We start from the raw sequence: 25146 nt of genomic DNA on the forward strand, positions 1-25146 counted from the left end.
GCCCGCCGGCCGCCTGATCAGGCGTCTGCGCCCGCGGTGAGCTCGCGGACCCTGGCCGCCTGCTCGGGGGTCAGGCCCCGGCCCGCGGTGCGCAGGGCCTGCCTGGAGTCCATCGGGCGGTAGGCCGTGCGCGACAGGCCCGACCAGGTGAAGCTCCTGGTGCCGGTGGTGGGCGCGGTGCAGGCCCGGGTGATGCGGCGGGCCGCGCGGGGCGTCCATGACAGGTGGGCGTAGTCGTACAGGCGGCGGAAGCCGGGCAGGGGGTCGGCGGCCAGCGACTCGTACGAGACGACCTCGATGCCGGGCGTGGCGGCCAGCACCCGGCGGGCGGCGCGCCAGAGCGCGGCGGTGGTGGCCAGCTGGTCGGCGGAGCCGTCGAGCGCGCGCAGCTCCAGCAGCCAGGGGTGGTCACGCAACAGCAGGGGCTGGTCCAGCCACTCGCGCACCGGCACGTGCCAGCCGAGCCGCCGCCAGCTCGCCACGACCGACACCGGATCACGCACCAGCGCGATCACCCGGCAGCCCAGGCGGCGGGCGAACCAGCCGGCCGACAGCACCGCGAACGGGTCGTCGAGCAGCGCCCTGCGGCCGGTCAGGCGGCCGTAGGCGAAGGCGGTGCCGTAGCGCAGCAGCCGGGCCAGGTCGTACGGCGAGCGGTTCGCGCGCAGCTCGGCCGCCCAGCGGTAGCGCAGCGCGACGGTGTCGCGGAAGGCGGGCAGCCAGCCGGTGCGGTCGTCGTCGCAGATGTACTGGAACCGGTGGCTGACCCGGGCGTCGAGCACGCCGGGGCAGCCGCCGGGCGGATGGCCGGGGTTGAGCGGCTCGTTGACGTAGATCAGCTCGCCGCCGGCCGCGAGCATCCTGCCGACCCAGCTCGTCCCGCTCCTGGGCAGCCCGGTGACGAGCACGGGCGCGTTCACGCGAGGGCGCCGCGCACGGCGCGCGGGCTGTGGTGGCCGAAGGGGCGCAGGCCGTAGCGGCGGTGGAGCTGCCACAGCGGCAGCAGGTTCTTCACCAGCACGCCGCCCGACCAGCCGGCGATCGCGCCCGTCGCGCCGTACGCCGGGATCAGCGCCAGATCGAGGACGATCGTGCAGGCCACCGCGGCCACCAGGTTGCCGAGCGCGGCCCCGGTGTGCCCGGCGGCGGTGAGCACGACGTCGACCATGCCGCACGCGGTGGCCACCATCATGGTCGCGGCCAGCACCAGCGCGACCGGCGCCGCCGCGTCGTAGCCGGGGCCGAACAGCCGCAGCAGCCACGGCGAGAACGCGGCGTACCCGAGCCAGAGCGGCCAGGTCAGCAGCACCAGCCACGCCGTACTGACCTGGTACAACTCGCGTGCGGCGGCCAGGTCGCCGGCCGCCAGCGCCCTGACCAGCCGCGGCTGCGCGGCCTGGGCGAGCCCCTGGCTCGCCAGCTGCCCGACGACCTTGAACCGGGTGGCCGCGGTGTAGACGGCCGCCTCGACCGGCCCGGCCAGAACGGCCACGATCACGATGTCGACGCGCTGGAACACCGCCTGGATCGCGCCGGACGCCGCCCGGAACCCGGTGTAACGCCACAGGTCGCGCCCGGTGCCCGGCAGGTACGGCGTGCGCGGCACCCGTCCGCGCAGCTCCAGCGCGGCCAGCGCGAGCAGCGGCAGGTACGGCAGCCCCCACGCGGCCGGCAGCCACTCAGGCCGGTCGGCGACGGCCACGGCGACGGTCAGCAGGAGTTGCGTGATCGGCAGCATGACGCCGTCGAGCAGCAGCGTCGGCCGCATGACGCCGAACCCCCTGGTGGCCGCGAGCAGCACGTCGCCGATCACGATGACGGGCAGGGCCGGCGCGAGCGGGCCGAGCCTGGGATGCAGCACCCAGCAGGCGGCGCAGGCGGCCAGCGCGCACGGCACCAGCGCCGCCCGGATATATCCGGATATGCCGAGGTAGTCGAACGTCTTGGCCCTGGCGATGAAGTACACCAGCCCGTTGCCCGCGTCGAGCCTGGCGATCCCGGCCGCCATCAGGGTCAGGGCCGTGGCGGTGAAGAACGCGCCCGCCTCGGCCGCGGTGAACGTCCTGGTGACCACCAGCACCAGCAGGAACTGCGCCGCCGCGCTGACCGCCGCGCCGCAGATCCCCGCAGCGCCGCCGCGCGCCAGCCGCCTGACCGGGTTCAGCGTCGCCACGACGGCTCACCGCCCAGCCAGCGCACCAGCGCCGCGTCGTACGGCTCGAAGTAATCGCGCAACCGGCGCTCGACCGCGGCGGGCATCGGCTTGGCGGTGAACCTGCCGTTGTGCCGGTCGAAGGCGGGATAGGCCAGGTGCGGGACGCCCAGGAACTCCAGGACCCGGTCGTGGACGTGCTCGGGATCGGCGAAGAACCGATGGCTGTCGAGCACCAGGATGCGATCGCGGCCGAACAGCGGCTCCAGCCGGTCGAGCTGCTCGGCGTAGCGGCCCCTGGCCAGGTAGGCGTGGTGCCGGTGGGAGTGGTGCACGGCGTACGGGTCGGCACGGAAGGCGGGCTCGGCCCCGGCCAGCCGGCCGGACTCCAGCTCGACGGCGTACTCGAAGTGCGACTCGGTGTCGAAGCCGCGCGCCACCTCGTGCGCGTGCGCCGAGTACGCCCGCGCCACCGGATCCCTGACCAGCACGATCAGCTTCACCCCCGGCAGGTCGGCGGCGATCCTGGCCCCGGCCAGCGGATGGAACAGGTAGTACGGCGACGACTCGAAGGCCAGCGGGCGGCCGCCGTACCTGTGGGCCAGCAGCGCGACCCCGGCCTTGAGCGGGAAGTGCGCCTGGTACCACGACAGCGGGCGGGCGTAGTTGACGTCGAAGTAGTGCACGCCCTTGTGCAGGCACGGTTTGAGCAGCAGCGGATGCTGGGCCAGCGCCCGGTACAGCGACGTGGTGCCGCACCGCTGGCCGCCCGCGATGAGGAACGACGGCAGCACCCGCACCCCGGAGGTGAACCGGCCGGCGAGACGCGACACCGTCAGCACCGACCGCTTCATGGTGCTCATATCAGCAGCTCCTCGTGATCGACGACCGGGTTGAGCCAGGTGTCCGGCGGGCCCAGCGGGAAGTAGCCGTCGGCGTCGTGCCGGTCGGCCAGCGCGATGAGGTAGCCCAGTGCCGTCCGTCTGGCCTGCGCGGCGCACACGCCGAGCGGCGCGAGCAGCCGTACGGACCGGGCCAGGCAGGCGCGGGCGGCCGTCACCGGGGTCATCGTGCGCAGCGCGCGGTGGAGGAAGTAGTGCAGCGCGTCGAACCCGTAGGGCACGCCGTCCGCGTAGCGCTCCCAGTCCCAGACCAGCAGCCGGCCGTCGTCGGACGGGCACAGGTTCCACGGGGCCAGGTCGCCGTGCCAGGCCCCGTCGGGACCGCCGGTGGCGGCGATCTCCTTGACCGCGGCGCTCAGCAGGGCGTGCGGGACACGTCCGCGTCTGACCGGCAGCGGCGTCAGCGCCAGCACGGGCATGCCGTGCCAGCTCCCGTGGTGCAGCACCTCGGGCACGACCACGGTCTCCAGCCGCAGCCCGGCCAGCCGCCGCAGCGCGGCGGCCTCGGTGGTGACCAGCCGCGCGGCCCGATCGCTGTCGCCGACCTTGACGAACGCCAGCCGCTCCCCGCCGGAGCGCGCCTCCAGCACCGGCTTGCGATTGGCCCGCCTGGCCGGGCGCACGTGCACGACGGTCTCCACCGGCGCGCCGAACACCTCGCTCAGGTACGCCGAGATCGACCCCTCCACCGGCACCATCACCGACGGCCACACGTGCCACCACCGGCGCGGGGCCAGCCGCCGGGGCACGGCGGTGTGCGGCAGCACCGTGTACGCCCTGGCGGCCCCCGGCCCGGGATACAGCAGGCGTACGGTCTCCGCCAGATAACCCAGCCGGATCGCGGAGTCGTTCATGAGTTCCGCCACAGGTTCATGAGTTCCTCCACAGGAGGGCGAACGAGATGAGATAGAGGCTCAGCGGCGTGACCAGCCCGTCGTAGACGAGCATGTAGAGCAGCACCAGGCTCATCACCAGCACGCCGCCCAGCCCGATCGGGCTGCGGTCGGCCCAGTGCCTGCGGATCGCCCCGGCGAAGAACGCCACGTACAGCGCGGCCCCGGTGAACCCCTGCGTGATCAGCAGCAGCCAGAGCTGGCCGTCGCTGCCCAGCGGGGGGTGACCGCACTCGGCGCACCACCCGGTCTTGCCGGTGGTGATCGTGCGATGGTTGCCCAGCGCGTTGCGGGTGTTGCCGTAGCCGATGACCGGCGAACGGCTCGCCGCCGCGACGGTGGCCGACACGGTGAAGGCCCTGATGTCGTTGGAGTGCGGCCGGTCCAGCCGCTGCGCGACCAGCGGGGCCAGCGGGCTGAGCGCGAACGCCACCGCCGCGCCCGCCGCGCCCGCGCACAGCGCGAGCCTGGTCCTGCCGCCCACCCGGACGATCAGGTAGACCACGGCCAGCCCGAGCCCGATCCACAGGCCGCGGTTGAGCGAGTACACGATCGGGACGGCGGCCAGCGCCACCGCTGCGGCCACCAGCGCCTTGTGCCGCCTGCCGCCGTAGGCCCACCAGCCGACCACGAACCAGACCAGCAGCACCGACACGTTGCTGCCCCACGCGTTGGCCCACTCGAACGGCGCCTCGGGCCGCGGCAGCGAGAAGCCGAGCACCTTCTGCGTCTGCGCGGCCGTGGGATGGATGAGGTTCTGGACGAACGGATGCCCGCCGATCCAGTCCGGCAGCAGCCGCTCGACCGGCGAGGTGAACGAGAACGCGGGGAAGAGCACGCCGAGCAGCCCGCCGGCCACGGTGGTGAGGAACAGCACGCCCAGCATCCGCACCAGCCGGAGCTGCGGCAGCTCGCGCTCGGTCAGATTGCCCAGGTAGAGCACCATGGTCAGGAGCGCCAGGTAGAGCGCCAGCCGCATGCCGTAGCCCAGCAGGCGTCCGGCGCCGAACTGGCCGTAGGTGCCCGGCGGCAGCTCGGCCAGCATCAGCGCGCTGATGGCGTACCCGGCCAGCAGCAGCAGCCACAGCCCGAACCCGGGCGGCACCCTGATCGGCCGCCGCCGCCACAGGATCACCGCCATGGGCACGGCCAGCCCGATCACCGACAGTCCGCCGAACCCCAGCGCCCACCAGAGCGGGTAGCCCAGCAGCAGCGCGGCGATCGGCCAGGCGGGGCCTGTCACGTCGGACGGGTGGGCCGGGGATGGATCGCCTGCATGGGCGTGGTCTCCGCCGACGTGCTGATCCGGGGCGTCTCGCCGGTCGCGACCAGCTTGCCGAGCGGGGTGTGCGCCGGTGATTCGAGCACCGGGACGAACGACGGCAGCGCGCCGGTGGCCGTCACCACGCCGATCACCGGCACGCCGTGCCTGGCGAGCTCCCGCACCGCCGCCGCCACCTCGTCCGCGTCGACCTGGTCGAGGCCGAGCAGCAGCAGGGCGGCGTCGGCCCTGGCCAGGTCGCGTACGTCGGAGCCGTCGAGCACCATCACCGGCGCGCTGAGCGGCAGCGGCTCGGCCGGCGAGGCACGCAGGTCGGCGGGCAGCGCCCGGATCAGCAGCCGCTTGCCCGGGATCGCCGCGACCACCGCGCAGGCCAGGTCGTGCAGCACCCCGGCGTGGCGCGGCCACGACAGGTCGGCCAGCACCGGCAGCCCGGTCAGCCGTTCGACGTCGGCGGCGGTGCGCAGCCGGGTGTCGAGCCTGTCGCGCAGGTGCGCGGCCGCGGCGCCGGCCAGCAGGCCGAGCATGAGCCCGGTGCCGAGGCAGAGCGGCAGCCTGGGCGAGCTGGGCGCGGTGGGCACGGCGGCCTGGCTGATGATCGAACCTGGGTTGATCGTGGCGGTCTTGAGCGCGTCGTACTTGAGCGCGAGGGCGGCGGCCTGCCGGTTGAGCACGGCCTGCCGGTGCGTGGCCAGCGCGCGCCGCGAGCCGCTCCTGGGCAGCCCGTCGAGCTCCTCGACCACTTCGTCGAGCCCGGTGTTGACCTGCTTGAGCTTGTCGAGGACGGCCTGCTGCTGCGCGGTCGCGGCGGCCGCGGCGCTGTCGTGGCGGTGCGCCAGGTACGCCTCGGCGTACGCGCGGGACTGCGCGGCGGCTGAGCCGGGGTCGGCGGCGGTGACGGAGATCCACAACACCGCCGAGTTGGGCGGCACCGAGACCTCGACAGGGTCGAGCGCGGCCCGCTGGAGCGCCGGCGCGGCCCTGGCCGCCACCACCGCCGACTGCGCGATCTGGGCCTCGGTGTCGAGGTTCAGGGACTCGCGCTGCCTGCCGGTCACCTGGTTGCCCGGTTCCTGCCCCACCGGCGTGACCAGCACCTGGGTGGTCGCGGTGTAGGCGGGCGGGACCATGCGCAGCACCGCGAGCCCGGCGGTGCCGCCGAACACCACGCAGCCGGCGAACAGCAGCCAGCGCCGGCGCAGCAGCGCGAAGTGCTCGCCCAGGTCGGTGCCCGAGCGGCGGGCCGGGGACTCCGGCGTCTGGCTCATGAGCGCGGTTCTCCTGGAGGGGTGTGCGCGTTGTCGTCGAGCGGCAACGCTGCGTCACGGCCGAGGTGTTCGCTCACTATAGGGCGGAGGGATATTACCCAGCTTGAATACCCAAGATTTTCTCCGGTCGGGCTGGAAATTCGCCACCCTATAAACCGAAATTTCGGGAAATTCGGGGTGGCGGGACATGGGCTTCCACCTGGTAAGACGTCCGCACTGGCTGAAGTTCGAGGAATGACATGGCAAGGTTCAGGTTTGAAAGGGCGGGGGTCCTTCGACAAGGGGGTTCGACGGTTTTGCAACTACGGGGCATTTCTCATACCGCGGCGAACACCGCGTTCGGCGGAGTCTTCATGACGCTGGTCGCGCTGCTCGCCTCCTGTTCCAGCGCCGAAGGCGCCAACGGCCGCCCGCGCGTCGCCGCCGTCGCCGACCGCCCGGAGGTGGCCGGTTCGCCGGCCTGTACGGTCACCACGCGGCTCATCCCGTCGTGCGGCGCCTGGTGGGGCATCGCCCCCGAGGTGTTCACCGGCGCGCAGGTGACCGAGGCGCTGCGCGGCGCCGAGTCGCGCATGGGCGTCACGGCCGACGTCGTGCACGTCTACCACCGGGGCAAGGAGCTGTTCCCCACCCGCCAGGAGGTCGCGCTGGCCCGCGATCCCGCCAGGCCGCGGCTGCTCATGATCAACTGGAAGCCGTCGTTCGACCACACCTGGGCCGAGATCGCCCGCGGCGCGCTCGACCGCAGGATCGACCGGCTGGCCGCCTACCTCAGGCGCACCTTCCCCGAGCGGTTCTTCCTCACCGTCCACCACGAGCCGGAGAACGACGTCGACGCCGCCCCCGGCTCGGGCATGCGGGCGGCCGACTACGCGGCCATGTACCGCCACGTGGTGCTCAGGCTGCGGGCCGGCGGCGTGAAGAACGCGGTCACGGTCATGACGTACATGGGCGTGCCGAACTGGGCCGCCAAGCCCTGGTTCGAGGAGCTGTACCCGGGCGACGACGTGGTCGACTGGGTGGGCATGGACCCGTACGCCGACGACCGGGTGGACGACTTCGACGGGCTGGTGAACAAGACGCGCAAGGAGTACGCGACCTGGCCCGGGTTCTACCGGTGGACGCAGTGGCGCTTCCCCGGCAAACCGGTGATGGTGGCCGAGTGGGGCGTGTTCGAGCGGGCCGCCGACCGGTCGTTCAAGCGCGCGTTCTTCGAGTCCGTACGCCGCCAGATCCGGGACTATCCGCAGATCAAGGCCCTGATCTACTTCGACTCACCGAACGCGCCGCGCGGCGACACCAGCTTCGACACCGAGCCGTCTGCCGACCGCGCCTTCACGGCGCTCGCACGAGACCCGTACTTCCGCGAGACTCCCGTCCCGCGGCCTTGAGCGCGCGTCTATGGCCGCACTTCGTGCGGCGGCTCGGTCGCTGGGATCCGTCGTCTTCCTTCGTCACTGTGGTCGCTGCGCTCCCGCCGTTCCTCGGTCCAGACGACGGCGCCCCCTCGCAGGCGCCAGCCCGCGACGGTGATCAGGGTGGCGGCGGCCAGGATGAGGAGGGTGAGGGTGTTGTCCACGTCGAGCAGCTTGAGCGCCGAGGCCAGCAGGACGATCGCGAGCATCGCCCTGATCAGCCCGCCGGGCGCCCTGGAGGAGATCCTGGCGCCCAGGTAGACGCCCGGGATCGAGCCGAGCAGCAGGGAGAGCGTGAGATCGAGGCGGAAGTCGCCGAACATCAGGTGCCCGAGCGCGGCCGCGGTCACCAGCGGCACGGCCTGCACCAGGTCGGTCCCGACGAGTTGGTTGGCCTTGAGCGCCGGGTAGAGCACCAGCAGCGCCACGATGATGAGCGAGCCGGAGCCGACGGAGGACACGCCGACCACGAGCCCGCCTACCGTACCGACCAGTAGGGTCGGAATTGGGCGCACGACGATGTCGTGCGTGCTCGCCGAACCGCCTCGCGAACCGAGCCAGCTCTTGATCGCCATCCCGGCCACGGCCAGCAGCAGCGCCACCCCGAGCGCGTACTTGACCGCGTCGGTCACCGCGAACGCCCGCGCCAGGAACACGCCGCAGAACGCGGCCGGCACCGACCCCGCGCACAGCCAGCCGACCAGCTTCAGGTTGACCGTGCCGTGCCGCAGGTGCACGACGCTGCCGACCGGCTTCATCACGGCCGAGGCGACCAGGTCGCTGGAGACCGCGGCCAGCGGCGGGACGTTGAAGAACAACATCATCATCGGCGTCATGAGCGCGCCACCGCCCATGCCGGTCAGCCCGACCACGATCGCGACCAGGAAGGAACCCGCGATCAGCGCGAAGTCGATCAACGCACCCACCCTCCGGACTGCAGCGTGCCGAGCACCTGGGTCACGGCCGCCTCGATCGAGATGTGCGTGGTGTCGATGACGAGATCGGCGTCGTCGGGTTCCTCGTAGGGATCGGAGATGCCGGTGAACTCGGGGATGAGCCCGGCCCGCGCCTTGGCGTACAGGCCCTTGCGGTCGCGGCGCTCGCACTCCGCCAGCGGCGTGGCCACGTGCACGAGCAGGAAGTCGGCCCCGACGGACTCGACCATCTCGCGCACCTCCGCGCGGGTCGCCGCGTACGGCGCGATCGGCGCGCAGATGGCCAGCCCGCCGTGCCTGGCGGTCTCGGCGGCCACGAAGCCGATGCGGCGGATGTTGAGATCGCGGTCGGACTTGGAGAACGTCAGGCCCTTGGACAGCAGGTGGCGCACCACGTCGCCGTCGAGGTAGCTCACGGTGCGCGAGCCCAGTTCGAGCAGCGAGTCGCGCAGGCCGCGGGCGATCGTGGACTTGCCCGAGCCGGACAACCCGGTGAAGAACACCACGAGCCCACGCCGGTGCGGCGGGCCGGGGATGCTCACCGGCTCAGGCCCGGCCAGGTGCTCGGCGGCGCCGTACGCGGTGGCCACGTGCTCGCGCAGCTCCAGGTCGATCTCGGGCTCGTCGCGCGGCGCGAGCGGCACCGACACCACGATCGTGTCCGCGGGCAGCCGGTCCTTGGCGCGCAGCGCGGCGCGGACGACGGCCGGCCCGGCCTCGCCGTACGACAGCGGCAGCAGCACGATGACCGCGCCCAGTTCCTTGGCGGTGGCGACGATCTCGCTCAGGTCGTCGAGCGGGCCGCGCATGGTCACGGCGAGCGCGGGCCGACCGGCCAGCTCCTGCCGGAGCTCGGCCGGGGTGCGGCGCAGCCGGGCGAACGGCCCGTGCTCGGGCGTGCCCAGGCCCTTCACCGGACCGGCGACCAGCCCGTCGGGCTCGCGTTCCGTCACGGTGAGCGTGGCCAGCGGCATGCCCTCGGGGTCGAGCAGGGTGATCTCGTCGCCGGGTGCGGTCTCGACGTCGCCGGGCAGGTGGAGTGTGACCGGCGCGGGCCACGGGCCGCCGTCGGCGAGCGTGCCGCGCTCGTGCACGGCGTGCAGGTCTTCGTGGCCGAGGAACCCGGTCAACGGCTGGAACGCGCCGGAGAGCAGCAGCTCGAGGTCGGCCAGTTCCCGTGGGTCTGGGGTCCACTCCACGATCGCACCCATCCCAACTATTCCGATTGAATTGGTCGGAAACCAGCCTAGCGACCTTGCTGTAGTGATGCTAGATGAGCCGTGCGAAGTGATAGTGCGGTTTTCTGATCACCATCGTTATCTCATCATGTTCGGCGGTGTAGCGGTCGCCGGTCAGCCGGCTCGCCGCCCTGATCGCGGTACGCACCAGGCCGCCCGAGGCCGGGCCGCTGGTCGCGCGCTCGTCGTCGATGACCATCAGCCCGCGGCTCAGGCAGAAGCCGTGGATGCCGTCGCTGGAGGTCAGCGGCTCGTGGACGACGGGCAGCGGCCCCGGCGTGCCCGGCGTCACCACGTGCCGCCAGAGCAGCCGGCGCAGCCACGACGGCGTGATCCGGTCGAGCAGGCCGTAGGCGGACTGGCGGTCGCGCATGCGCAGGAGCAGCAGCCCGCCGGGGCGCAGCGCCTGCAGCAGCCGGTCGAGCACGAGTTCGCCGTGGTGGATGCGCTCGAGCAGGAACGAGAGCTGGATGACGTCGAAGGATCTGGGCCGCATCGGCACGCACCGCAGGTCGCCCAGCGACCAGGCGACCAGGTCGGCCCGCTCCTCGACCACCTCCCTGATCGCGGGCAGGTCCTCGTCGACGCCGGTGACCCGGGTGTCGATGTGCTCGAGCACCAGCGGCTCGTCGTGCGTGCAGCCCGCGACCAGCACGTTGAGCCGTCGGCCGAGTTGCCCGGCCCACTGCTCGCGGACCCGCTGACCAAAGAGATCGCCTCTCGGGGCGACCGATCGCACCTCAGACATGCACCTACAGTATTCAATCAATGGCGGAAAGTAATGCACTAGCGTTCCGTGATGTGAGCGATCAGGTGTACGCCGGCAACGCCGGTCTCGACGCCGCCGGTGACGCCGGCCGGCTGCTCGGTCACTTCAAACCCCCGGGCGATCCCAGGTTCAGCGAAGACGCGGAGATCAAGTGGGGCGTGCACGCCGCGGGCGACGAGCGTGACCAGTGGGTCAGGGGCGAGGTGCGCACCGCGGAGGAGTCGGTCGTGCTGACCGTCCGCCGGCCCTCGGTGCCCGGCTACCGGGTGGGCGGGGGCGAGTAGGCTGAAAGCCTGAGACCCCCGCCACCTCGACGGTCGGGGGTAGTTGTGTTGCCATCGTGGGGCTAGCTGATGAGTCTTTCCGGACTGCTTGACCTTGTTGCCGCCGACCCGAAACTGACCACCGCTCTCGAAGAGGGCGGTGACGCCGCGCTCGTCGCGCCTGCCGCGCTGCGTCCGTTCGGCGTGGCCGCGCTGGCCCAGCACGACCAGCGCACGGTGCTGGCCGTCACGGCGACGGGGCGCGAGGCCGAAGACCTGGCGGCCGCGCTGACCAGCCTCATCGAGCCCAGTTCCGTGGCCGTGTTCCCGGCCTGGGAGACGCTGCCGCACGAGCGGCTCTCGCCGCGCAGCGACACCGTGGGCCAGCGGCTGGCCGTGCTCAGGCGGCTGGCGCACCCCATCAAGGACGACACCGCCGCCGGCCCGCTGAGCGTCGTCGTCGCGCCGGTCAGGGCGCTGCTGCAGCCGATCGTCAAGGGCCTGGGCGACCTGGAGCCGATCAGGCTGAGGGCCGGCGACGACGCCGATCTCGACGAGGTGGTCGAGCGCCTGGTCACCAACGGCTACCACCGGGTCGACATGGTGGAGAAGCGTGGCGAGGTCGCGGTGCGCGGCGGGCTGCTCGACGTGTTCCCGCCCACCGAGGAGCACCCGCTGCGGCTGGAGTTCTGGGGCGACACGGTCGAGGAGGTGCGCTGGTTCAAGGTGGCCGACCAGCGCTCGCTGGAGGCCGCGGAAGACGGGCTGTTCGCGCCGCCGTGCCGCGAGCTGCTGCTCACCGACGAGGTGCGGGCCAGGGCGGCCGAGCTGGCGCGCGAGCATCCCGCGCTGGCCGAGGTGCTCGACCAGCTCGCCGAGGGCGCGCCGGTCGAGGGCATGGAGGCGTTCGCGCCGGTGCTGGCGGGGGAGATGGACCTGCTGCTCGACCACCTGCCGGCCCGGGCCGCGGTGTTCGTGTGCGATCCCGAGCGCATCAGGGGGCGGGCCGAGGAGCTCGTCCGCACCTCGCAGGAGTTCCTGGAGGCGTCCTGGATCAACGCGGCGGCCGGCGGCGAGGCGCCGATCGACCTGGGCGCGGCGGCGTTCAGATCGCTGGAGGAGATCCGCGACCACGCCGACGCGCTGGGCCGGCCGTGGTGGACGATGGCCCCGTTCGGCGGCGGCGTGGAGCTCGACGCGCACGACTCCGAGTCCTACCGCGGCGACACGGCCAGGGCGCTGGCCGACATCAAGGCGTGGCTGGCCGAGGACAAGGCGGTCGTGCTGCTGAGCGAGGGCCACGGCCCGGCCGAGCGCATGGTCGAGCTGCTCAAGGGCGTCGACGTGCCGGCCCGGCTGCGCGACTTCCTCGACCAGGCGCCCGAGCCCAAGGTCGTGCACGTGAGCACCGGCCTGATCGAGCACGGCTTCATCACGCCCGGCCTGGCCGTGCTCACCCACCTCGACCTGGTCGGCCAGAAGGCCTCGACCAAGGACATGCGCCGCCTGCCCTCGCGCCGGCGCAACATGGTCGACCCGCTCCAGCTCAAGGTCGGCGACCACGTGGTGCACGAGCAGCACGGCGTCGGCCGCTACGTGGAGATGGTCCAGCGCACCGTGCAGGGCGCCACGCGCGAATACCTGGTCATCGAGTACGCCAAGGGCGACAGGCTCTACGTGCCGACCGACCAGCTCGACGAGGTCACCCGCTACGTCGGCGGCGAGGCGCCCACGCTGAACCGCATGGGCGGCGCCGACTGGGCCAAGGCCAAGTCCAGGGCCAAGAAGGCGGTCAAGGAGATCGCCGGCGAGCTGATCAGGCTCTACTCGGCCCGCATGGCCTCGCCCGGCCACGCGTTCGGCGGCGACACGCCGTGGCAGCGCGAGATGGAGGACGCCTTCCCCTACGCCGAGACCGGCGACCAGCTCGAAGCCATCGACGAGGTCAAGCGCGACATGGAGCGCGGCGTCCCGATGGACCGGCTGATCTGCGGCGACGTCGGCTACGGCAAGACCGAGATCGCGGTGCGCGCGGCGTTCAAGGCGGTGCAGGACGGCAAGCAGGTCGCGGTGCTGGTGCCGACGACGCTGCTGGTGCAGCAGCACATGTCCACGTTCACCGAGCGGTTCTCCAGCTTCCCCGTCTCGCTCAAGCCGGTCTCGCGCTTCCAGACCGACGGCGAGATCAAGGGCACCCTGGAGGGCCTGCGCACGGGCGCGGTCGACGTGGTGATCGGCACGCACCGGCTGCTCAGCCCCGAGGTCAGGTTCAAGGACCTGGGCCTGATCATCATCGACGAGGAGCAGCGGTTCGGCGTCGAGCACAAGGAGGCCATGAAACACCTGCGCACCCAGGTCGACGTGCTGGCCATGTCGGCCACGCCGATCCCGCGCACGCTGGAGATGGGCCTGACCGGCATCCGGGAGATGTCGACCATCCTCACCCCGCCGGAGGAGCGGCACCCGATCCTGACGTTCGTCGGCCCGTACGACGAGAAGCAGATCGCGGCCGCTATCAGGCGCGAGCTGATGCGCGACGGCCAGATCTTCTTCGTGCACAACCGGGTGGCCTCGATCAACCGGGTCGCGGCGCGGCTGCGCGAGCTGGTGCCCGAGGCCAGGGTGGCGGTGGCGCACGGCCAGATGAACGAGCACCAGCTCGAAAAGATCATGGTGGGCTTCTGGGAGCGCGAGTACGACCTGCTCGTCTCCACCACGATCGTGGAGTCCGGCCTCGACGTGCCCAACGCCAACACGCTGATCGTGGACCGGGCCGACAACTACGGCCTGTCGCAGTTGCACCAGCTCAGGGGCCGGGTCGGGCGAGGCAGGGAACGTGGTTACGCCTACTTCCTGTACCCGCCGGAGAAGCCGCTGACCGAGACCGCGCACGAGCGCCTGGCCACGATCTCGCAGCACACCGAGATGGGCGCGGGCATGTACGTGGCGATGAAGGACCTGGAGATCCGCGGCGCGGGCAACGTGCTCGGCGCCGAGCAGTCCGGCTTCATCGCGGGCGTCGGCTTCGACCTGTACGTCCGGCTGATGGCCGAGGCCGTGCAGGAGCAGAAGGCCAAGCTGTCGGGCGCCGAGGTGGCCGAGGAGCAGCACGACGTCAAGGTCGAGCTGCCGATCAACGCGCACATCCCGCACGACTACGTCACCTCCGAGCGGCTGCGGCTGGAGGCGTACAAGCGGATCGCGGCGATCACCGCGCAGATCCACATCGACGAGGTGCGCGAAGAGCTGACCGACCGCTACGGCAAGCCGCCGGTGGAGGTGGAGAACCTGCTGGAGGTCGCCCGCTTCCGCATCAGGGCGCGCCAGGCCGGGCTGACGGACGTCACGCTGCAGGGCCAGAACATCAAGTTCGGCCCGGTGGTGCTGAAGGAGTCGCAGCAGGTGCGGCTCGACCGGCTGTACAAGAAGGCGATATACAAGCAGGCGGCCGAGACTCTGCTGGTGCCCGCGCCGAAGACCAAGCCGCTGGGCGGGCAGCCGCTGCGTGATCTCGACCTGCTCAAGTGGTGCGGTGACCTGGTCGAGGCGATGTTTCTCCAGTCCGCACAGGTAAGCTAGCGCCCGGCATTGCCGGGATGTCGGGTTTTATAGGAGCGAACGCACGTGAAGTCGATTCGAGTGGCCGTGGCCGTCGCCGTGGCGGGTGTGGCGCTGACCGCCTGCTCCTCCCCCATGAAGGCCGGTTCGGCCGCCGTGGTCGGGAGCGAGCGCATCAGCTCGGCCGACCTGGACAAGAACGTCCAGGAATACCAGGCGGCCCTGGAGCAGGCCAAGCTGCTCGACCAGGTCAACGTGCCGCTCAACCAGCTCGTGTTGTGGCGCATGGGCAAAGAGAGCGGCTGGCGCCAGCTCGCCGCCAAGCACAACATCCAGGTGCCCGAGTCCGCGGTCGACGCCGCGCTGAAGGACCCGGGCGAGGCCCAGTCGCCGGAGTACAACCTGCTGGGGCAGGGCGTGGCGCCGGCCAACGCGCGCGGGTACCTGCGCGCGCAGCTCGCGATGGGCGAGCTGCAGCGCCGGTTCGCCGGCTCCGGTGACGCGCAGGCCGCGCAGGCCAAGTGGACCGCCGAGATCAACTCGGTCAAGCCGGTCTTCAGCCCGCGTTACGGCACGTTCGACCCGGAGCGGCTGTTCGTCGACTCCGGCCGCTTCGGCAAGCTCCCCGAGGAACCGCAGCAGGGGGCTCAGGGCTAGCCGTGCCGCTGATCGTCGTCACCTCCTCGCCCAGGGTCGCGCCAGGCCTGCTGAGCCACCAGGCCTGGCAGGCGCTCGGGTCGGGTCCCGTGCTGACCGGGTCGGCCGCGCATCCGCAGCTTCCGTACCTGGCCGAGGCCGGGATCGAGGTCGAGGTGGTCACGCCCGACGCCGCGTCGCTGGCGCGGCGGGCGGTCGGTGAGACCGTCGTGTGGCTGGCCGAGGTCACCTCCGACGGAACCGACGAAGACTTCATGCGGGCCGTCGGCCACGCCGCGATCGCGCTCGACGAGCCGCCGCTGATCGAGGTGGTGCCCGGCTCGTACGACCTGCCGGGCGCCCGGGTGCTCGACCTGGTCGCGGTGATGGACCGGCTGCGTACCGAGTGCCCGTGGGACCGCAAGCAGACGCACGAGACGCTGGTGCCGTACCTGCTCGAAGAGGCCTACGAGGTGCTGGAGACCATCGAGCAGGGCGACTACCCGGCGCTGCGCGAGGAGCTGGGCGATCTGCTGCTGCAGGTGGTCTTCCACGCCCGGGTGGCCACCGGCTTCGACATGGACGACGTGGCCGCGGGCATCGTGGAGAAGCTGGTGCGGCGTCATCCGCACGTGTTCGGCTCGGTCCAGGTCGAGAGCGCCGACGAGGTCAACGCCAACTGGAACGCGATCAAGGCGGCCGAGCGGGCGGCCAAGGGCGAGCAGTCGGCGCTCGACGGGGTGCCGCTGGGCCAGCCCGCGCTGTCGCTGGCGGCCCAGTTGCTGCGCAGGGCCGAGCGGGCGGGCGCGCCGGAGTCGCTGGCGTCGGCCGTCGGCCAGGGCGTGGCCAGGGAGCTGTTCGACCTGGTCAAGCGGGCGGCCGAGGCGGGGCTCGACGCCGAGGCCGAACTGCGGGCCGCCGCCCGGGCCTACCGTGACCGGGTGCGGGCCTGGGAATCGCGCTAGAGCGCGGGCGTCGGGAGCCTCGCTAGCGCACGGCCGAGACGAACTGCATCAGGCTGGTCCTGCGCTGCCTGATGCCGGTGAACCCGCGTTTGGCCAGCGCCTCGGTGACCTCGCGGTCGCCGAACATGCGGATCCCGCCGAGCGCGCCGAAGACGTCGTTGAGCCGGCCGAGCCCGGGGACCCGCCTGGTGGTGAGCACGGCCAGCCGGCCGCCCGGCTTCAGCGCGAGCGCCATGGCGTCCAGGGCGTCGAAGGGGCGGTCGAACAGGTAGAGCGCGGCGAAGCAGGAGACCGCGTCGAACGTCCGCGGCGGGAAGGGCAGGTCGAGCACGTCCGCCAGGACGAAGGCCACGCGGTCGCCTGGCGGCGTGTCGCGCGCGGCTCGGGCCAGCATGGTCGGTGACGCGTCCAGCCCCACGACGAGCCCGCCGGGCCGGACACCGGACGCCAGGGCGCGAGTGGTGTTGCCCGGGCCGCAGGCCACGTCGAGGATCCTCATGCCGGGCCCGGCCGCCAGCATGCTCCGCAGCAGCGCCATCTCCTGCGCGGTCGTCGGGCCGAGCGGTCCCTTCGCCAGGCCGATCAGCGCCGGTCGCCAGAGCCGTTCGTAGATCTCCGGCAGCACGCGCGAACGCATCAGACGCTGGGCGATCGACTCCATACGCCCTATTAGAGCAGACGTCCAAAATCCCAAAGTAGCGGCAAATGTTGCGAAATGTCAGGATCCTTAGCTTGATACCAGTGAGATCCAGGGGGACTGGTGATGGAGCTGAGACCGCTGCTGGCGGGAGAGCCGCGGGAGATCGAGGGTCACCACCTGCTCGGCAGGCTGGGTGACGGGGGACAGGGCTCGGTCTTTCTGGGCAAGGACGCGGCCGGCCGGCACGTGGCCATCAAGGTGCTGCACGCGCGGCTGCTGACCAACGACCGCGCCACGCGCAGGTTCCTGCGCGAGAGCGCGACCGCGGCCCAGGTGGCCGGGTTCTGCACGGCCAAGGTGTACGGCAGCGGCCTGGTCGACGGGCGGCCGTACATCGTCAGCGAGTTCATCGACGGGCCGTCGCTGCACGACCTGGTCTTCGACGGCGGCCCGCTGACCGGCGGCCAGTTGGAGCGGCTGGCCGTGGGGACCGCCACCGCGCTGACCGCCATCCACGGGGCCGGGATCGTGCACCGCGACTTCAAGCCGAGCAACGTGCTGATGGGCCCGGACGGCCCGCGCGTGATCGACTTCGGCATCGCCAAGGCCATGGACGCCTCCACGACGGCCAGCAGCGTCGTCGGCACGCCCGGCTACATGGCGCCCGAGCAGATCGCCGGCGAGAGCGTGACCTCGGCGGGCGACATCTTCAGCTGGGCCTCGACGATGGCGTTCGCGGCCACCGGCACGCCGCTGTTCGGCCGCGACTCGATCCCGGCCGTGATGAACCGGATACTCAACGCCGAACCCGACCTGAGCGAGGTGCCCCGGCCGTTGCGCGGGGTGCTCGAAGCCTGCCTGGCCAAGGACCCGGCCAAGCGCCCCACGGCCGACGACGTGCTGATGCGGCTGCTCGGGCGGACCGGGGAGCAGGCCGCGGGCGCCACACGGGTGCTCGAACCCGAGAGCGCGCGGCGGCGCGGACGCACCGGCGGCCTGCTCGCCGGCAAGAGACGCAAGTGGACCGCGGCGGGCGTGGGCGTGCTGCTGGCGGCCGGGCTCGTGGTCGGGCTGGTCTGGCGGGGCGGCGGCATGCCGGCCGCGAGCGGGTCAGTGGCGACGAACCGGACGATCGGCGTGGAACTGGGCGGCAGCGCGGGACCCGTGGCGCGCGGGGTCGCGGCGATGGCCGTCGGCAACCGCAAGGGCGTCGCCATGGTGGCCTACGCCGACGACGTGGCCCGGGTGGTCAGGGTGTGGCGTCCCGAGGCGAACGGCGAGGTGCGGACGCTGAAGTACGGCACGTACACGCCGGTGTCGTCGATGGCGCTGGCCGACGTGGCGGGCGAGCAGACCGTGTTCTGGACGGACACCGGCGGCAAGCTGCGCAGATGGCGCGTCGACCAGCCCGCGCAGGGCCCCTGGCGCCAGGTGTGCCCGAGCGGCGGCGCCAGGATGACGGCGGGCAAATGGCGCACCCGCGCGGCGCTGTTCATCGGCTGCCCCGACGGCACCGTGCGGATCGCCGACATGGCCACCGGCGAGCTGATCGGCCAGGAGCCGCGCGCCAAGGGCCCGGTCACCGCGCTCGACCTGGGCGGCGGGCAGGACACCGAACTCGTGGTCGGCACGGCGAAGGGCTGGAGCGGCACGCGCGGCACGCTGGTCCCAGGCAGCGTGCGGTGGCTGGCCTCGATCGACCAGAACCTGGTCGCGGCCACCGTGGCCGGGCGTACCTCGGTGCACAACGCGGCCACCGGCCGGCAACTGCGGACCTTCAGCACCGGCAAGGGCGGCATGGCGGTGGTGCAAGGGCACGGCCACCCGATGATCGTCGGCGGCGACGGCCTGACCGTCTGGAACGCGCGGACGGGCGAGAAGCTGGGCAGGCTGCTGGAGTCGGACGCCTGGGCGCCGATCCTGGCCACCGGCGACGGCCTGCTCGCCGCGTCCGTCGGCAACCGGCTGCGCGCCTGGAGCCTGGTGGACGAGGGCTGACATCCGCCGGGCCGGGCACCCGACCTCGCGCGGCGGGGTACCGATAGGCTCTGAAGGCATACTGCCCTTCAGATTTAGGAGCGCATCCCGTGGCTACCATCGAGGTCGTTTACGCTCGAGAGATCCTCGACTCCCGGGGCAACCCGACGGTCGAGGTCGAGGTGGTCCTCGACGACGGCAGCAGCGGCCGCGCCGCCGTGCCGAGCGGGGCGTCCACCGGTCAGTTCGAGGCGGTCGAGCTGCGCGACGGCGGACCCCGCTACGGCGGCAAGGGCGTGGAGAAGGCCGTGCTCGCCGTCACCGACGAGATCTTCGACGAGATCAACGGCATCGAGGCCGAAGACCAGCGCATCATCGACCAGATCATGATCGATCTGGACGCCACCCCGAACAAGTCCAAGCTCGGCGCCAACGCCATCCTGGGCGTGTCGCTGGCCGTGGCCAAGGCCGCCGCCGACAGCGCCGACCTGCCGCTGTTCCGCTACCTGGGCGGGCCCAACGCGCACGTGCTGCCGGTGCCGATGATGAACATCCTCAACGGCGGCGCGCACGCCGACACCAACGTCGACATCCAGGAGTTCATGATCGCGCCGATCGGGGCGGAGACGTTCCGCGAGGCCGTGCGCATGGGCACCGAGGTCTACCACGCGCTCAAGGGCGTGCTCAAGGAGAAGGGCTACGCCACGGGCCTGGGCGACGAGGGCGGCTTCGCGCCCAACCTGCCCTCCAACCGCGACGCGCTCGACCTGATCCTGGTCGCCATCGAGAAGGCCGGCTACACCCCGGGCGAGGACATCGCGCTGGCTCTCGACGTGGCCGCCTCGGAGTTCCACAAGGACGGCGTCTACACCATCGACGGCAAGGGCCTGTCGGCGCAGGAGCTCATCGCCTTCTACGAGGACCTGGTCGCCAACTACCCGCTGGTCTCCATCGAGGACCCGCTGAACGAGGAAGACTGGGACGGCTGGAAGGCCATCACCGAAGCCCTCGGCGACAAGGTGCAGCTCGTCGGCGACGACCTGTTCGTCACCAACCCCGAGCGGCTGGAGCGCGGCATCTCCGCCGCCACCGCCAACGCGCTGCTGGTCAAGGTCAACCAGATCGGCACGCTGTCGGAGACCTTCGACGCGGTCGACCTGGCCCACCGCAACGGCTACCGCTGCATGATGAGCCACCGCTCCGGCGAGACGGAAGACACCACGATCGCCGACCTGGCCGTGGCCACCAACTGCGGCCAGATCAAGACCGGCGCCCCGGCCCGCTCCGACCGCGTGGCCAAGTACAACCAGCTGCTGCGCATCGAGGAACTGCTCGACGACGCCGCCCGCTACGCGGGTCGCGCGGCGTTCCCGCGCTTCCGGCGCTAGTTTCAAGTACGGCTCGCGGCCGGCGAACCCTCTGACGACCGAGCCGCCTCACCAGGTGGGGCACTCGGTCGCGACCGCGAGCCGTACTCGAAAGGGGTGCAGCAATTGGCGAAGAGGCCGCAGCTGACCGGGCGGGCCGCCATCCTGGCGATCGTGGTGTGCGCGATCGCGATGAGCCTGGCCTACCCTGTGCGCGAGACCATCAGCATGCGCCGCGACATCGCCGCGCTGGAGGCCGAGAAGGCCAGGGTCGAGGCGGAGAAGCAGGCGCTCATCGCGCGTGACCGGCAGATCCGCGACCCGAACTGGATCAAGAAGACGCTCAAGGAGCGGCTCCACTACTGCGGTGTCGGCGAGAAGTGTTTCGTGGTGATGGAGCCCGAGCAGGGCAAGCAGCAGACGGCCGTGAAGCAGCCGGCCGCGGCGCCGCCGTGGTATCAGACGCTGTGGGAGTCCGTCGAGGCCGCCGACCGGGGCAACGGCCGCAGAGCGGCCACTGGGGAGAAGGAAAGCGTTGGAGAATAAGGACGTCGAAGCGGTCGAGCGGCAGCTCGGGCGCCCGCCCAGAGGGCTGCGCGGGGTGGCGCACCGCTGTCCCTGCGGCAATCCCGACGTGGTCGAGACCGCGCCGCGGCTGCCCGACGGCTCGCCCTTCCCCACCCTCTACTACCTGACCTGCCCCAAGGCCAGTTCAGCGATCGGCACGCTGGAGGGCTCGGGGCTGATGCGCGAGATGCAGGCCAGGCTCGCCACCGAGCCCGAGCTGGCGGCCGCCTACCAGGCCGCGCACGACGCGTACGTCGCCGATCGCGACGAGGCCGCGCGGCAGGAGGGCCTGGAGCCGCTGCCGCGCGACATGCAGAGCACCGGCGGCATGCCGCAGCGGGTCAAGTGCCTGCACGCGCTGGTCGCGCACGAGCTGGCGGCGCCGGGGACCAACCCGTTCGGCAGGGAGGCGCTCGACGTGCTCCCCGAGTGGTGGAGTGACGGACCATGCGTGTAGCCGCCATCGACTGCGGGACCAACTCCGTTCGCCTGCTCATCGCGGACGTCTCCGACGACACGCTGAGCGACGTCGAACGGCTGATGGAGATCGTCCGCCTGGGGCAGGGCGTCGACAAGACCGGCAGGCTCGCGCCCGACGCGCTGGAGCGCACGTTCAAGGCGATGCGCGGCTACCAGGAGCTCATCGAGCGCCATGGCGCGACGGCCACCAGGGTGGTGGCCACCAGCGCCACCCGCGACGCGGCCAACCGGCAGGAGTTCGTCGACGGCGTGCGCGCCATCTTCGGCGTCGAGCCCGAGGTGATCACCGGGTCGGCGGAGGCCGAGCTGTCCTTCACCGGCGCGACCAGGGGGCTGGTCAGGCTGTCGCCGGAGACCGAGGTGCCGCAGGGGCCGCTGCCGCCCTACCTGGTGGTCGACATCGGCGGCGGGTCCACCGAGTTCGTGGTCGGCGCCGAGCACGCCGAGTCCGCGCTGTCGGTGGACATCGGCTGCGTGCGGCTGACCGAGCGGCACCTGCGAGACGCGGGCGACCCGCCGTCGGCGCCGGCGCTGGAGGCCGTGGTCGCCGACATCGAGGCCGCGCTCGACCGGGTCGAGCGGGAGGTGCCGGTGCGCCGGGCGCACACGCTGGTCGGCCTGGCCGGGTCCGTGACCACGGTCGCGGGCATCGCGCTCGACCTGCCCGCATACCAGCCGGAGCGAATTCACCACGCCAGGATTTCCGCGCACGAGGTGCACGAGGTGACGCGGCGGCTGCTCGCGATGACCCATGGTGATCGCGCCGCGATTCCGGTGATGCACCCCGGACGTGTTGACGTGATTGGGGCTGGTGCGCTAATTCTGGATCGGATCGTTCGTCGTTTCGCGTTTGCCCAGGTGGTGGTGAGCGAGCACGACATCCTGGACGGCATTGCCTGGTCCCTCGCCGGATAGAAGTAGCGGAATCCGGACATTTCCGATCTAGGGGCTGTGTTGAGTGTGCAATCTGTATTGTGATTAGGTAAAGGGGCATTACGGGGGCTTTGCCATATTGCCGTACACGGATGGTGTCGGCGTGGCGACCGTTCCCGAGCGCATCTTTTCCCTCACGGAATGGAGCACTCTCATCATGATGTCTGTTGGTTTAGCACGTAAGGCGGCGGCGTTCGGCGCCGGCGCGGTGCTGGCCGCCATGGTCGGCGGGCTGGCCGCCAGCCCGGCCCAGGCGGCGACCACGGCCACGTCGGCGAAGGCCACCACGGCCGCCGCCGCCACGGCCACCGCCAAGTCCAAGGTCTCGGTCTCCACGCCCAAGGCTTCCCCCAAGGATTATCAGGGAGCCTGCCCGGTCAAGGTCAACTTCTCGGCCAAGATCAAGGTCCCCGTCAAGGGGAAGACCGAGCTCGCCTACCGCTGGCTCCACGGTGACGGTTCCAAGGGCAAGGTTCAGGTAGTCAAGCTCAAGGGCAACGGCTACAAGACCATCACGGCCAAGCAGTCGATCACCTTCAAGGGCAACGTGAAGGGCTGGGAGGCCATCCAGGTCCTCGCCCCGAAGAAGGCCACGTCCAAGAAGGGCTACTTCGCGGTCTCGTGTGTCGACCTCAACGGTGTGCCCAACGACAAGGACGTGCGTGTCGCGGCCCGGGCCTGGGCCAGCCCCGACTCGTACGCCGGTCCGTGCACCCCGGGTGACAAGATCGGCTTCACCGGCCTGATCAAGGTCAACCAGCCGTCTTGGGTTCGCTACCGCTGGGTTCTCAACGGCGAGGTCGTCGACTACGGCAAGGTGAAGGTCTGGAACTCGCGCAAGGTCGGCTTCGGTTTCGCGCCCAAGCACAGCCAGCGTGGCTGGGCCCAGCTCGAGATCCTCGGCCCTGACCGCACGTCCTCCAACCGGGCCTACTACAAGGTCTGGTGCAAGGACTACGAGCCCGCCCCGGCCGCCAAGGTCTCGGCCACCGACCTGGTGACCGCGACCAACCACGACAACTGCAAGGTCGGCGCGCACGCCAACATCCGCTCGACCGGCGCCGCTCGCGTCCAGTACACCTGGGCCGTGAACGGCACCTCCGTCGCCAAGGGTGAGGTCACCTTCGGCCGTCACGGCGGTGCGGAGAACGTGACGCTGCCCGAGCAGGCGCTGGACGGCGCCGCGAAGAACGGCGGCAAGATCACCCTGTCGGTGTACGGGCCGAACAACAACGACTCGATCACCCAGGACTACGCCGCTTGCCAGGCCAAGGTCTCGGTGAGCGTGTCGTCGGTGTCGGTCGCCGGCCAGCGTAACGACATGTGCCAGGACACCCGGGGCCCGGGCGTGGACTTCAAGGCCACGCTGTCGGCCACCGGCGCCACCACGGTCGAGTACTACTGGCTGATCAACGGCAAGAAGGACGGTGTGGGCAACCTGACCCGGACCTTCAACGCCGCCGGCAGCATGGACGTGACCTGGGGCATCGGCGGCACCCACGGCGCCAGTGTGACCTCGGGCTCGATCGAGCTCGTGGTCGTCAGCCCGAACGCCGTGTCCTCCGGCGCGACCCAGTTCAACGCGACCTGCCCGGCTCCGGCCCCGGCCGCGGAGAGCACCAAGAGCGCCGAAGCCTGATCGACCTGATCAGAGCGTGAGTCGCTGAAAACGGGAACCGGGCGGCGTCCCCCGTGACGCCGTCCGGTTTTCTTGTTGCCGGTATTACGCTTAACACAGTAGTGTGCTTCGCGTGGATAGCAGTCAGCTACTGAAGGGCGTCCTCGACCTGGCCGTCCTGGCGGTGCTCGACGAACGCGACGGCTACGGCTACGACGTGGTGCGCAGGCTGAGGGAGGCGGGCCTGGAGGACGTGGGCGACGCCTCCGTCTACGGCACGCTGCGCCGCCTGTTCAAGGCCGGGGCGCTCACCTCGTACGTGGTGGCCTCCGACGAAGGGCCGCACCGCAAGTACTACGGACTCAACGACACCGGCCGGGACCTGTACGCCCGATCGGCCAAGACCTGGACCTCGTTCGCCGCCACCATGGCATCCCTACTCGAGAAGGGGCACGCGTGACCACCACCCCCGGACAGTACGCGCAGGCCGTACGGGATGCTCTGGCCGGCCATCCCGACCGCGAGGAACTGCTGGAAGACCTCGACGACCACCTGGCCGAGATCGCCGCCGAGTCCGACGTCCCGCTGGAGGAACGGCTCGGCCCGCCCGCCGCCTACGCCGAGGAACTGGTCGCCGCCTACGGGGGGCGGCCCCAGGGCCGCCAGAAGGGCCGCCTGCGCCTGCGTGAGCGGATCTTCGGCCTGCACGCCGGGCTCCTGCGTCACGCGCCCTACCGCGGTTTCACGGGCTTCCTGCCGGAGTTGCGTCCCGGCTGGTGGGTGCTGCGCGGCTACCTGCTGGCCATGCTGCTGCTGACGATCTTCGCCAACGCCGGGCCGGTGCCGCGCAACCCGGTCGAGCTGATCGTGGTGGCCGGCGGGATCTGGGCCTCGGTCTGGTTCGGCCGCCGCCGGCCGGGCGGCCGGGTGCTGGTCCCGCTGACCGCGGCCGTCAACGTCGTCGCGGCGCTGGCGCTGCTGGTGGGCTGGGCGGCGGTGGAGAGCACCTCCGGGCGCGACCGGTCGCTCGACGCCGCGTCCGTCTACGTCGAGTCGGCCTCGTCGCTGGGTGACGAGGTGTACAACATCCGGCCGTACGCCAAGGACGGCACCCCGCTGAGCGACGTCTACCTCTACGACCAGGACGGCGAGCCGCTCACCACCGACTGGCAGCACCGCGGCTACGTCATCGACAAGTCGTGCGGCGAGCCGGTGCTCAACCGCTATCCGCTGCCGCTGGTCAGGGACCAGACCTGGAGCGGCGAGGGATCGAACCCCACGCCCGCCC

At 71.5% G+C, this 25146-nt stretch carries 23 protein-coding genes; 13 read left to right on the forward strand and 10 right to left on the reverse strand.

The window, feature by feature from the left end:
• Positions 1-17: 17 nt before the first annotated feature.
• From HII36_RS21650 to HII36_RS21675, 6 genes are read right to left on the reverse strand one after another with little or no spacing between them, the layout of a single operon-like run.
• Positions 18-920: a sulfotransferase gene (locus HII36_RS21650; RefSeq protein WP_173525053.1), complete on the reverse strand. Its 903-nt coding sequence runs from the start codon at positions 918-920 to the stop codon at positions 18-20.
• On the reverse strand, positions 917-2173 hold the full coding sequence (locus HII36_RS21655) for a lipopolysaccharide biosynthesis protein (RefSeq protein ID WP_173525054.1): 1257 nt from the start codon (positions 2171-2173) through the stop codon (positions 917-919). Before HII36_RS21655 ends, HII36_RS21650 begins: the two co-directional genes overlap by 4 nt.
• Positions 2161-3015: a sulfotransferase family protein gene (locus tag HII36_RS21660; RefSeq protein WP_173525055.1), complete on the reverse strand. Its 855-nt coding sequence runs from the start codon at positions 3013-3015 to the stop codon at positions 2161-2163. Before HII36_RS21660 ends, HII36_RS21655 begins: the two co-directional genes overlap by 13 nt.
• Entirely contained in the window at positions 3012-3908 is an 897-nt protein-coding gene (locus HII36_RS21665) for a hypothetical protein (protein ID WP_173525056.1), read from the reverse strand. The genes HII36_RS21660 and HII36_RS21665 overlap by 4 nt, the downstream gene beginning before the upstream one ends.
• A 16-nt stretch (positions 3909-3924) precedes the next feature.
• Positions 3925-5190, reverse strand: a complete 1266-nt coding sequence (locus tag HII36_RS21670) for a hypothetical protein (protein WP_173525057.1) — start codon at positions 5188-5190, stop codon at positions 3925-3927.
• Positions 5187-6497, reverse strand: coding sequence for a Wzz/FepE/Etk N-terminal domain-containing protein (locus HII36_RS21675; RefSeq protein ID WP_173525058.1), 1311 nt, complete (start codon positions 6495-6497; stop codon positions 5187-5189). The genes HII36_RS21670 and HII36_RS21675 overlap by 4 nt, the downstream gene beginning before the upstream one ends.
• A 353-nt stretch (positions 6498-6850) precedes the next feature.
• On the opposite strand from HII36_RS21675, the gene HII36_RS21680 reads away from it, so the two are divergent.
• Entirely contained in the window at positions 6851-7888 is a 1038-nt protein-coding gene (locus HII36_RS21680; protein WP_173525059.1) for a glycoside hydrolase family 26 protein, read from the forward strand.
• A gap of 8 nt (positions 7889-7896) precedes the next feature.
• Here the strand turns inward: HII36_RS21680 and HII36_RS21685 are convergent, their stop codons facing one another.
• The 3 genes from HII36_RS21685 to HII36_RS21695 are packed head-to-tail and all read right to left on the reverse strand — an operon-like array spanning position 7897 to position 10833.
• Positions 7897-8838: a sulfite exporter TauE/SafE family protein gene (locus HII36_RS21685; protein WP_328807819.1), complete on the reverse strand. Its 942-nt coding sequence runs from the start codon at positions 8836-8838 to the stop codon at positions 7897-7899.
• Entirely contained in the window at positions 8826-10058 is a 1233-nt protein-coding gene (gene cysC, locus HII36_RS21690) for an adenylyl-sulfate kinase (protein WP_173525060.1), read from the reverse strand. The genes HII36_RS21685 and cysC overlap by 13 nt, the downstream gene beginning before the upstream one ends.
• A gap of 58 nt (positions 10059-10116) precedes the next feature.
• Entirely contained in the window at positions 10117-10833 is a 717-nt protein-coding gene (locus HII36_RS21695; protein ID WP_173525061.1) for a methyltransferase domain-containing protein, read from the reverse strand.
• Positions 10834-10886: 53 nt separating this feature from the next.
• On the opposite strand from HII36_RS21695, the gene HII36_RS21700 reads away from it, so the two are divergent.
• From HII36_RS21700 to HII36_RS21715, 4 genes are all read left to right on the forward strand, one after another.
• Complete coding sequence (locus HII36_RS21700) at positions 10887-11138, forward strand: hypothetical protein (protein ID WP_173525062.1); 252 nt, start codon at positions 10887-10889, stop codon at positions 11136-11138.
• Positions 11139-11207: 69 nt separating this feature from the next.
• The gene (gene mfd, locus HII36_RS21705; protein WP_173525063.1) at positions 11208-14696 is read left to right on the forward strand and encodes a transcription-repair coupling factor; all 3489 of its coding nucleotides are present in this window, start codon (positions 11208-11210) and stop codon (positions 14694-14696) included.
• Between the two features lie 45 nt (positions 14697-14741).
• Complete coding sequence (locus HII36_RS21710; RefSeq protein ID WP_173525064.1) at positions 14742-15332, forward strand: SurA N-terminal domain-containing protein; 591 nt, start codon at positions 14742-14744, stop codon at positions 15330-15332.
• A 2-nt stretch (positions 15333-15334) separates the two neighbouring features.
• The gene (locus HII36_RS21715) at positions 15335-16276 is read left to right on the forward strand and encodes a MazG family protein (RefSeq protein WP_173525065.1); all 942 of its coding nucleotides are present in this window, start codon (positions 15335-15337) and stop codon (positions 16274-16276) included.
• A gap of 22 nt (positions 16277-16298) precedes the next feature.
• Here the strand turns inward: HII36_RS21715 and HII36_RS21720 are convergent, their stop codons facing one another.
• Positions 16299-16937: a class I SAM-dependent methyltransferase gene (locus HII36_RS21720; protein WP_173525066.1), complete on the reverse strand. Its 639-nt coding sequence runs from the start codon at positions 16935-16937 to the stop codon at positions 16299-16301.
• 102 nt (positions 16938-17039) lie between these two features.
• Between HII36_RS21720 and HII36_RS21725 the strand changes: the two genes are divergently transcribed.
• The 8 genes from HII36_RS21725 to HII36_RS21760 all read left to right on the forward strand — a co-directional run.
• A complete protein-coding gene (locus HII36_RS21725; RefSeq protein ID WP_236003737.1) occupies positions 17040-18914 on the forward strand; it encodes a WD40 repeat domain-containing serine/threonine protein kinase in 1875 nt (624 codons plus the stop codon).
• An 89-nt stretch (positions 18915-19003) separates the two neighbouring features.
• A complete protein-coding gene (gene eno, locus HII36_RS21730; RefSeq protein WP_173525067.1) occupies positions 19004-20281 on the forward strand; it encodes a phosphopyruvate hydratase in 1278 nt (425 codons plus the stop codon).
• Between the two features lie 105 nt (positions 20282-20386).
• Positions 20387-20806, forward strand: a complete 420-nt coding sequence (locus HII36_RS21735; protein WP_173525068.1) for a septum formation initiator family protein — start codon at positions 20387-20389, stop codon at positions 20804-20806.
• The gene (locus tag HII36_RS21740; RefSeq protein WP_173525069.1) at positions 20796-21284 is read left to right on the forward strand and encodes a DUF501 domain-containing protein; all 489 of its coding nucleotides are present in this window, start codon (positions 20796-20798) and stop codon (positions 21282-21284) included. The genes HII36_RS21735 and HII36_RS21740 overlap by 11 nt, the downstream gene beginning before the upstream one ends.
• On the forward strand, positions 21275-22222 hold the full coding sequence (locus HII36_RS21745) for a Ppx/GppA phosphatase family protein (protein ID WP_173525070.1): 948 nt from the start codon (positions 21275-21277) through the stop codon (positions 22220-22222). The genes HII36_RS21740 and HII36_RS21745 overlap by 10 nt, the downstream gene beginning before the upstream one ends.
• Positions 22223-22397: 175 nt before the next feature.
• Complete coding sequence (locus tag HII36_RS21750) at positions 22398-23879, forward strand: hypothetical protein (protein ID WP_173525071.1); 1482 nt, start codon at positions 22398-22400, stop codon at positions 23877-23879.
• Between the two features lie 112 nt (positions 23880-23991).
• On the forward strand, positions 23992-24318 hold the full coding sequence (locus HII36_RS21755) for a PadR family transcriptional regulator (RefSeq protein WP_173525072.1): 327 nt from the start codon (positions 23992-23994) through the stop codon (positions 24316-24318).
• Positions 24315-25146, forward strand: an 832-nt coding sequence (locus tag HII36_RS21760; RefSeq protein WP_173525073.1) for a hypothetical protein, incomplete at its 3' end; no start/stop codon positions are given. The genes HII36_RS21755 and HII36_RS21760, both read left to right, overlap by 4 nt.

It is taken from the genome of Nonomuraea antri (genome assembly GCF_013283785.1).
Taxonomy (GTDB): Bacteria; Actinomycetota; Actinomycetes; order Streptosporangiales; family Streptosporangiaceae; genus Nonomuraea; species Nonomuraea antri.

What these genes read in the sequence shown, in the direction of transcription:
- HII36_RS21660 (WP_173525055.1), bottom strand. Translation starts at nt 3,015, where the DNA reads ATGAGCACCATGAAGCGGTCGGTGCTGACGGTGTCGCGTCTCGCCGGC.
- HII36_RS21665 (WP_173525056.1), bottom strand. Translation starts at nt 3,908, where the DNA reads ATGAACGACTCCGCGATCCGGCTGGGTTATCTGGCGGAGACCGTACGC.
- HII36_RS21675 (WP_173525058.1), bottom strand. Translation starts at nt 6,497, where the DNA reads ATGAGCCAGACGCCGGAGTCCCCGGCCCGCCGCTCGGGCACCGACCTG.
- HII36_RS21680 (WP_173525059.1), top strand. Translation starts at nt 6,851, where the DNA reads ATGACGCTGGTCGCGCTGCTCGCCTCCTGTTCCAGCGCCGAAGGCGCC.
- cysC (WP_173525060.1), bottom strand. Translation starts at nt 10,058, where the DNA reads ATGGGTGCGATCGTGGAGTGGACCCCAGACCCACGGGAACTGGCCGAC.
- HII36_RS21695 (WP_173525061.1), bottom strand. Translation starts at nt 10,833, where the DNA reads ATGTCTGAGGTGCGATCGGTCGCCCCGAGAGGCGATCTCTTTGGTCAG.
- mfd (WP_173525063.1), top strand. Translation starts at nt 11,208, where the DNA reads ATGAGTCTTTCCGGACTGCTTGACCTTGTTGCCGCCGACCCGAAACTG.
- HII36_RS21720 (WP_173525066.1), bottom strand. Translation starts at nt 16,937, where the DNA reads ATGGAGTCGATCGCCCAGCGTCTGATGCGTTCGCGCGTGCTGCCGGAG.
- HII36_RS21725 (WP_236003737.1), top strand. Translation starts at nt 17,040, where the DNA reads ATGGAGCTGAGACCGCTGCTGGCGGGAGAGCCGCGGGAGATCGAGGGT.
- HII36_RS21745 (WP_173525070.1), top strand. Translation starts at nt 21,275, where the DNA reads ATGCGTGTAGCCGCCATCGACTGCGGGACCAACTCCGTTCGCCTGCTC.
- HII36_RS21750 (WP_173525071.1), top strand. Translation starts at nt 22,398, where the DNA reads ATGATGTCTGTTGGTTTAGCACGTAAGGCGGCGGCGTTCGGCGCCGGC.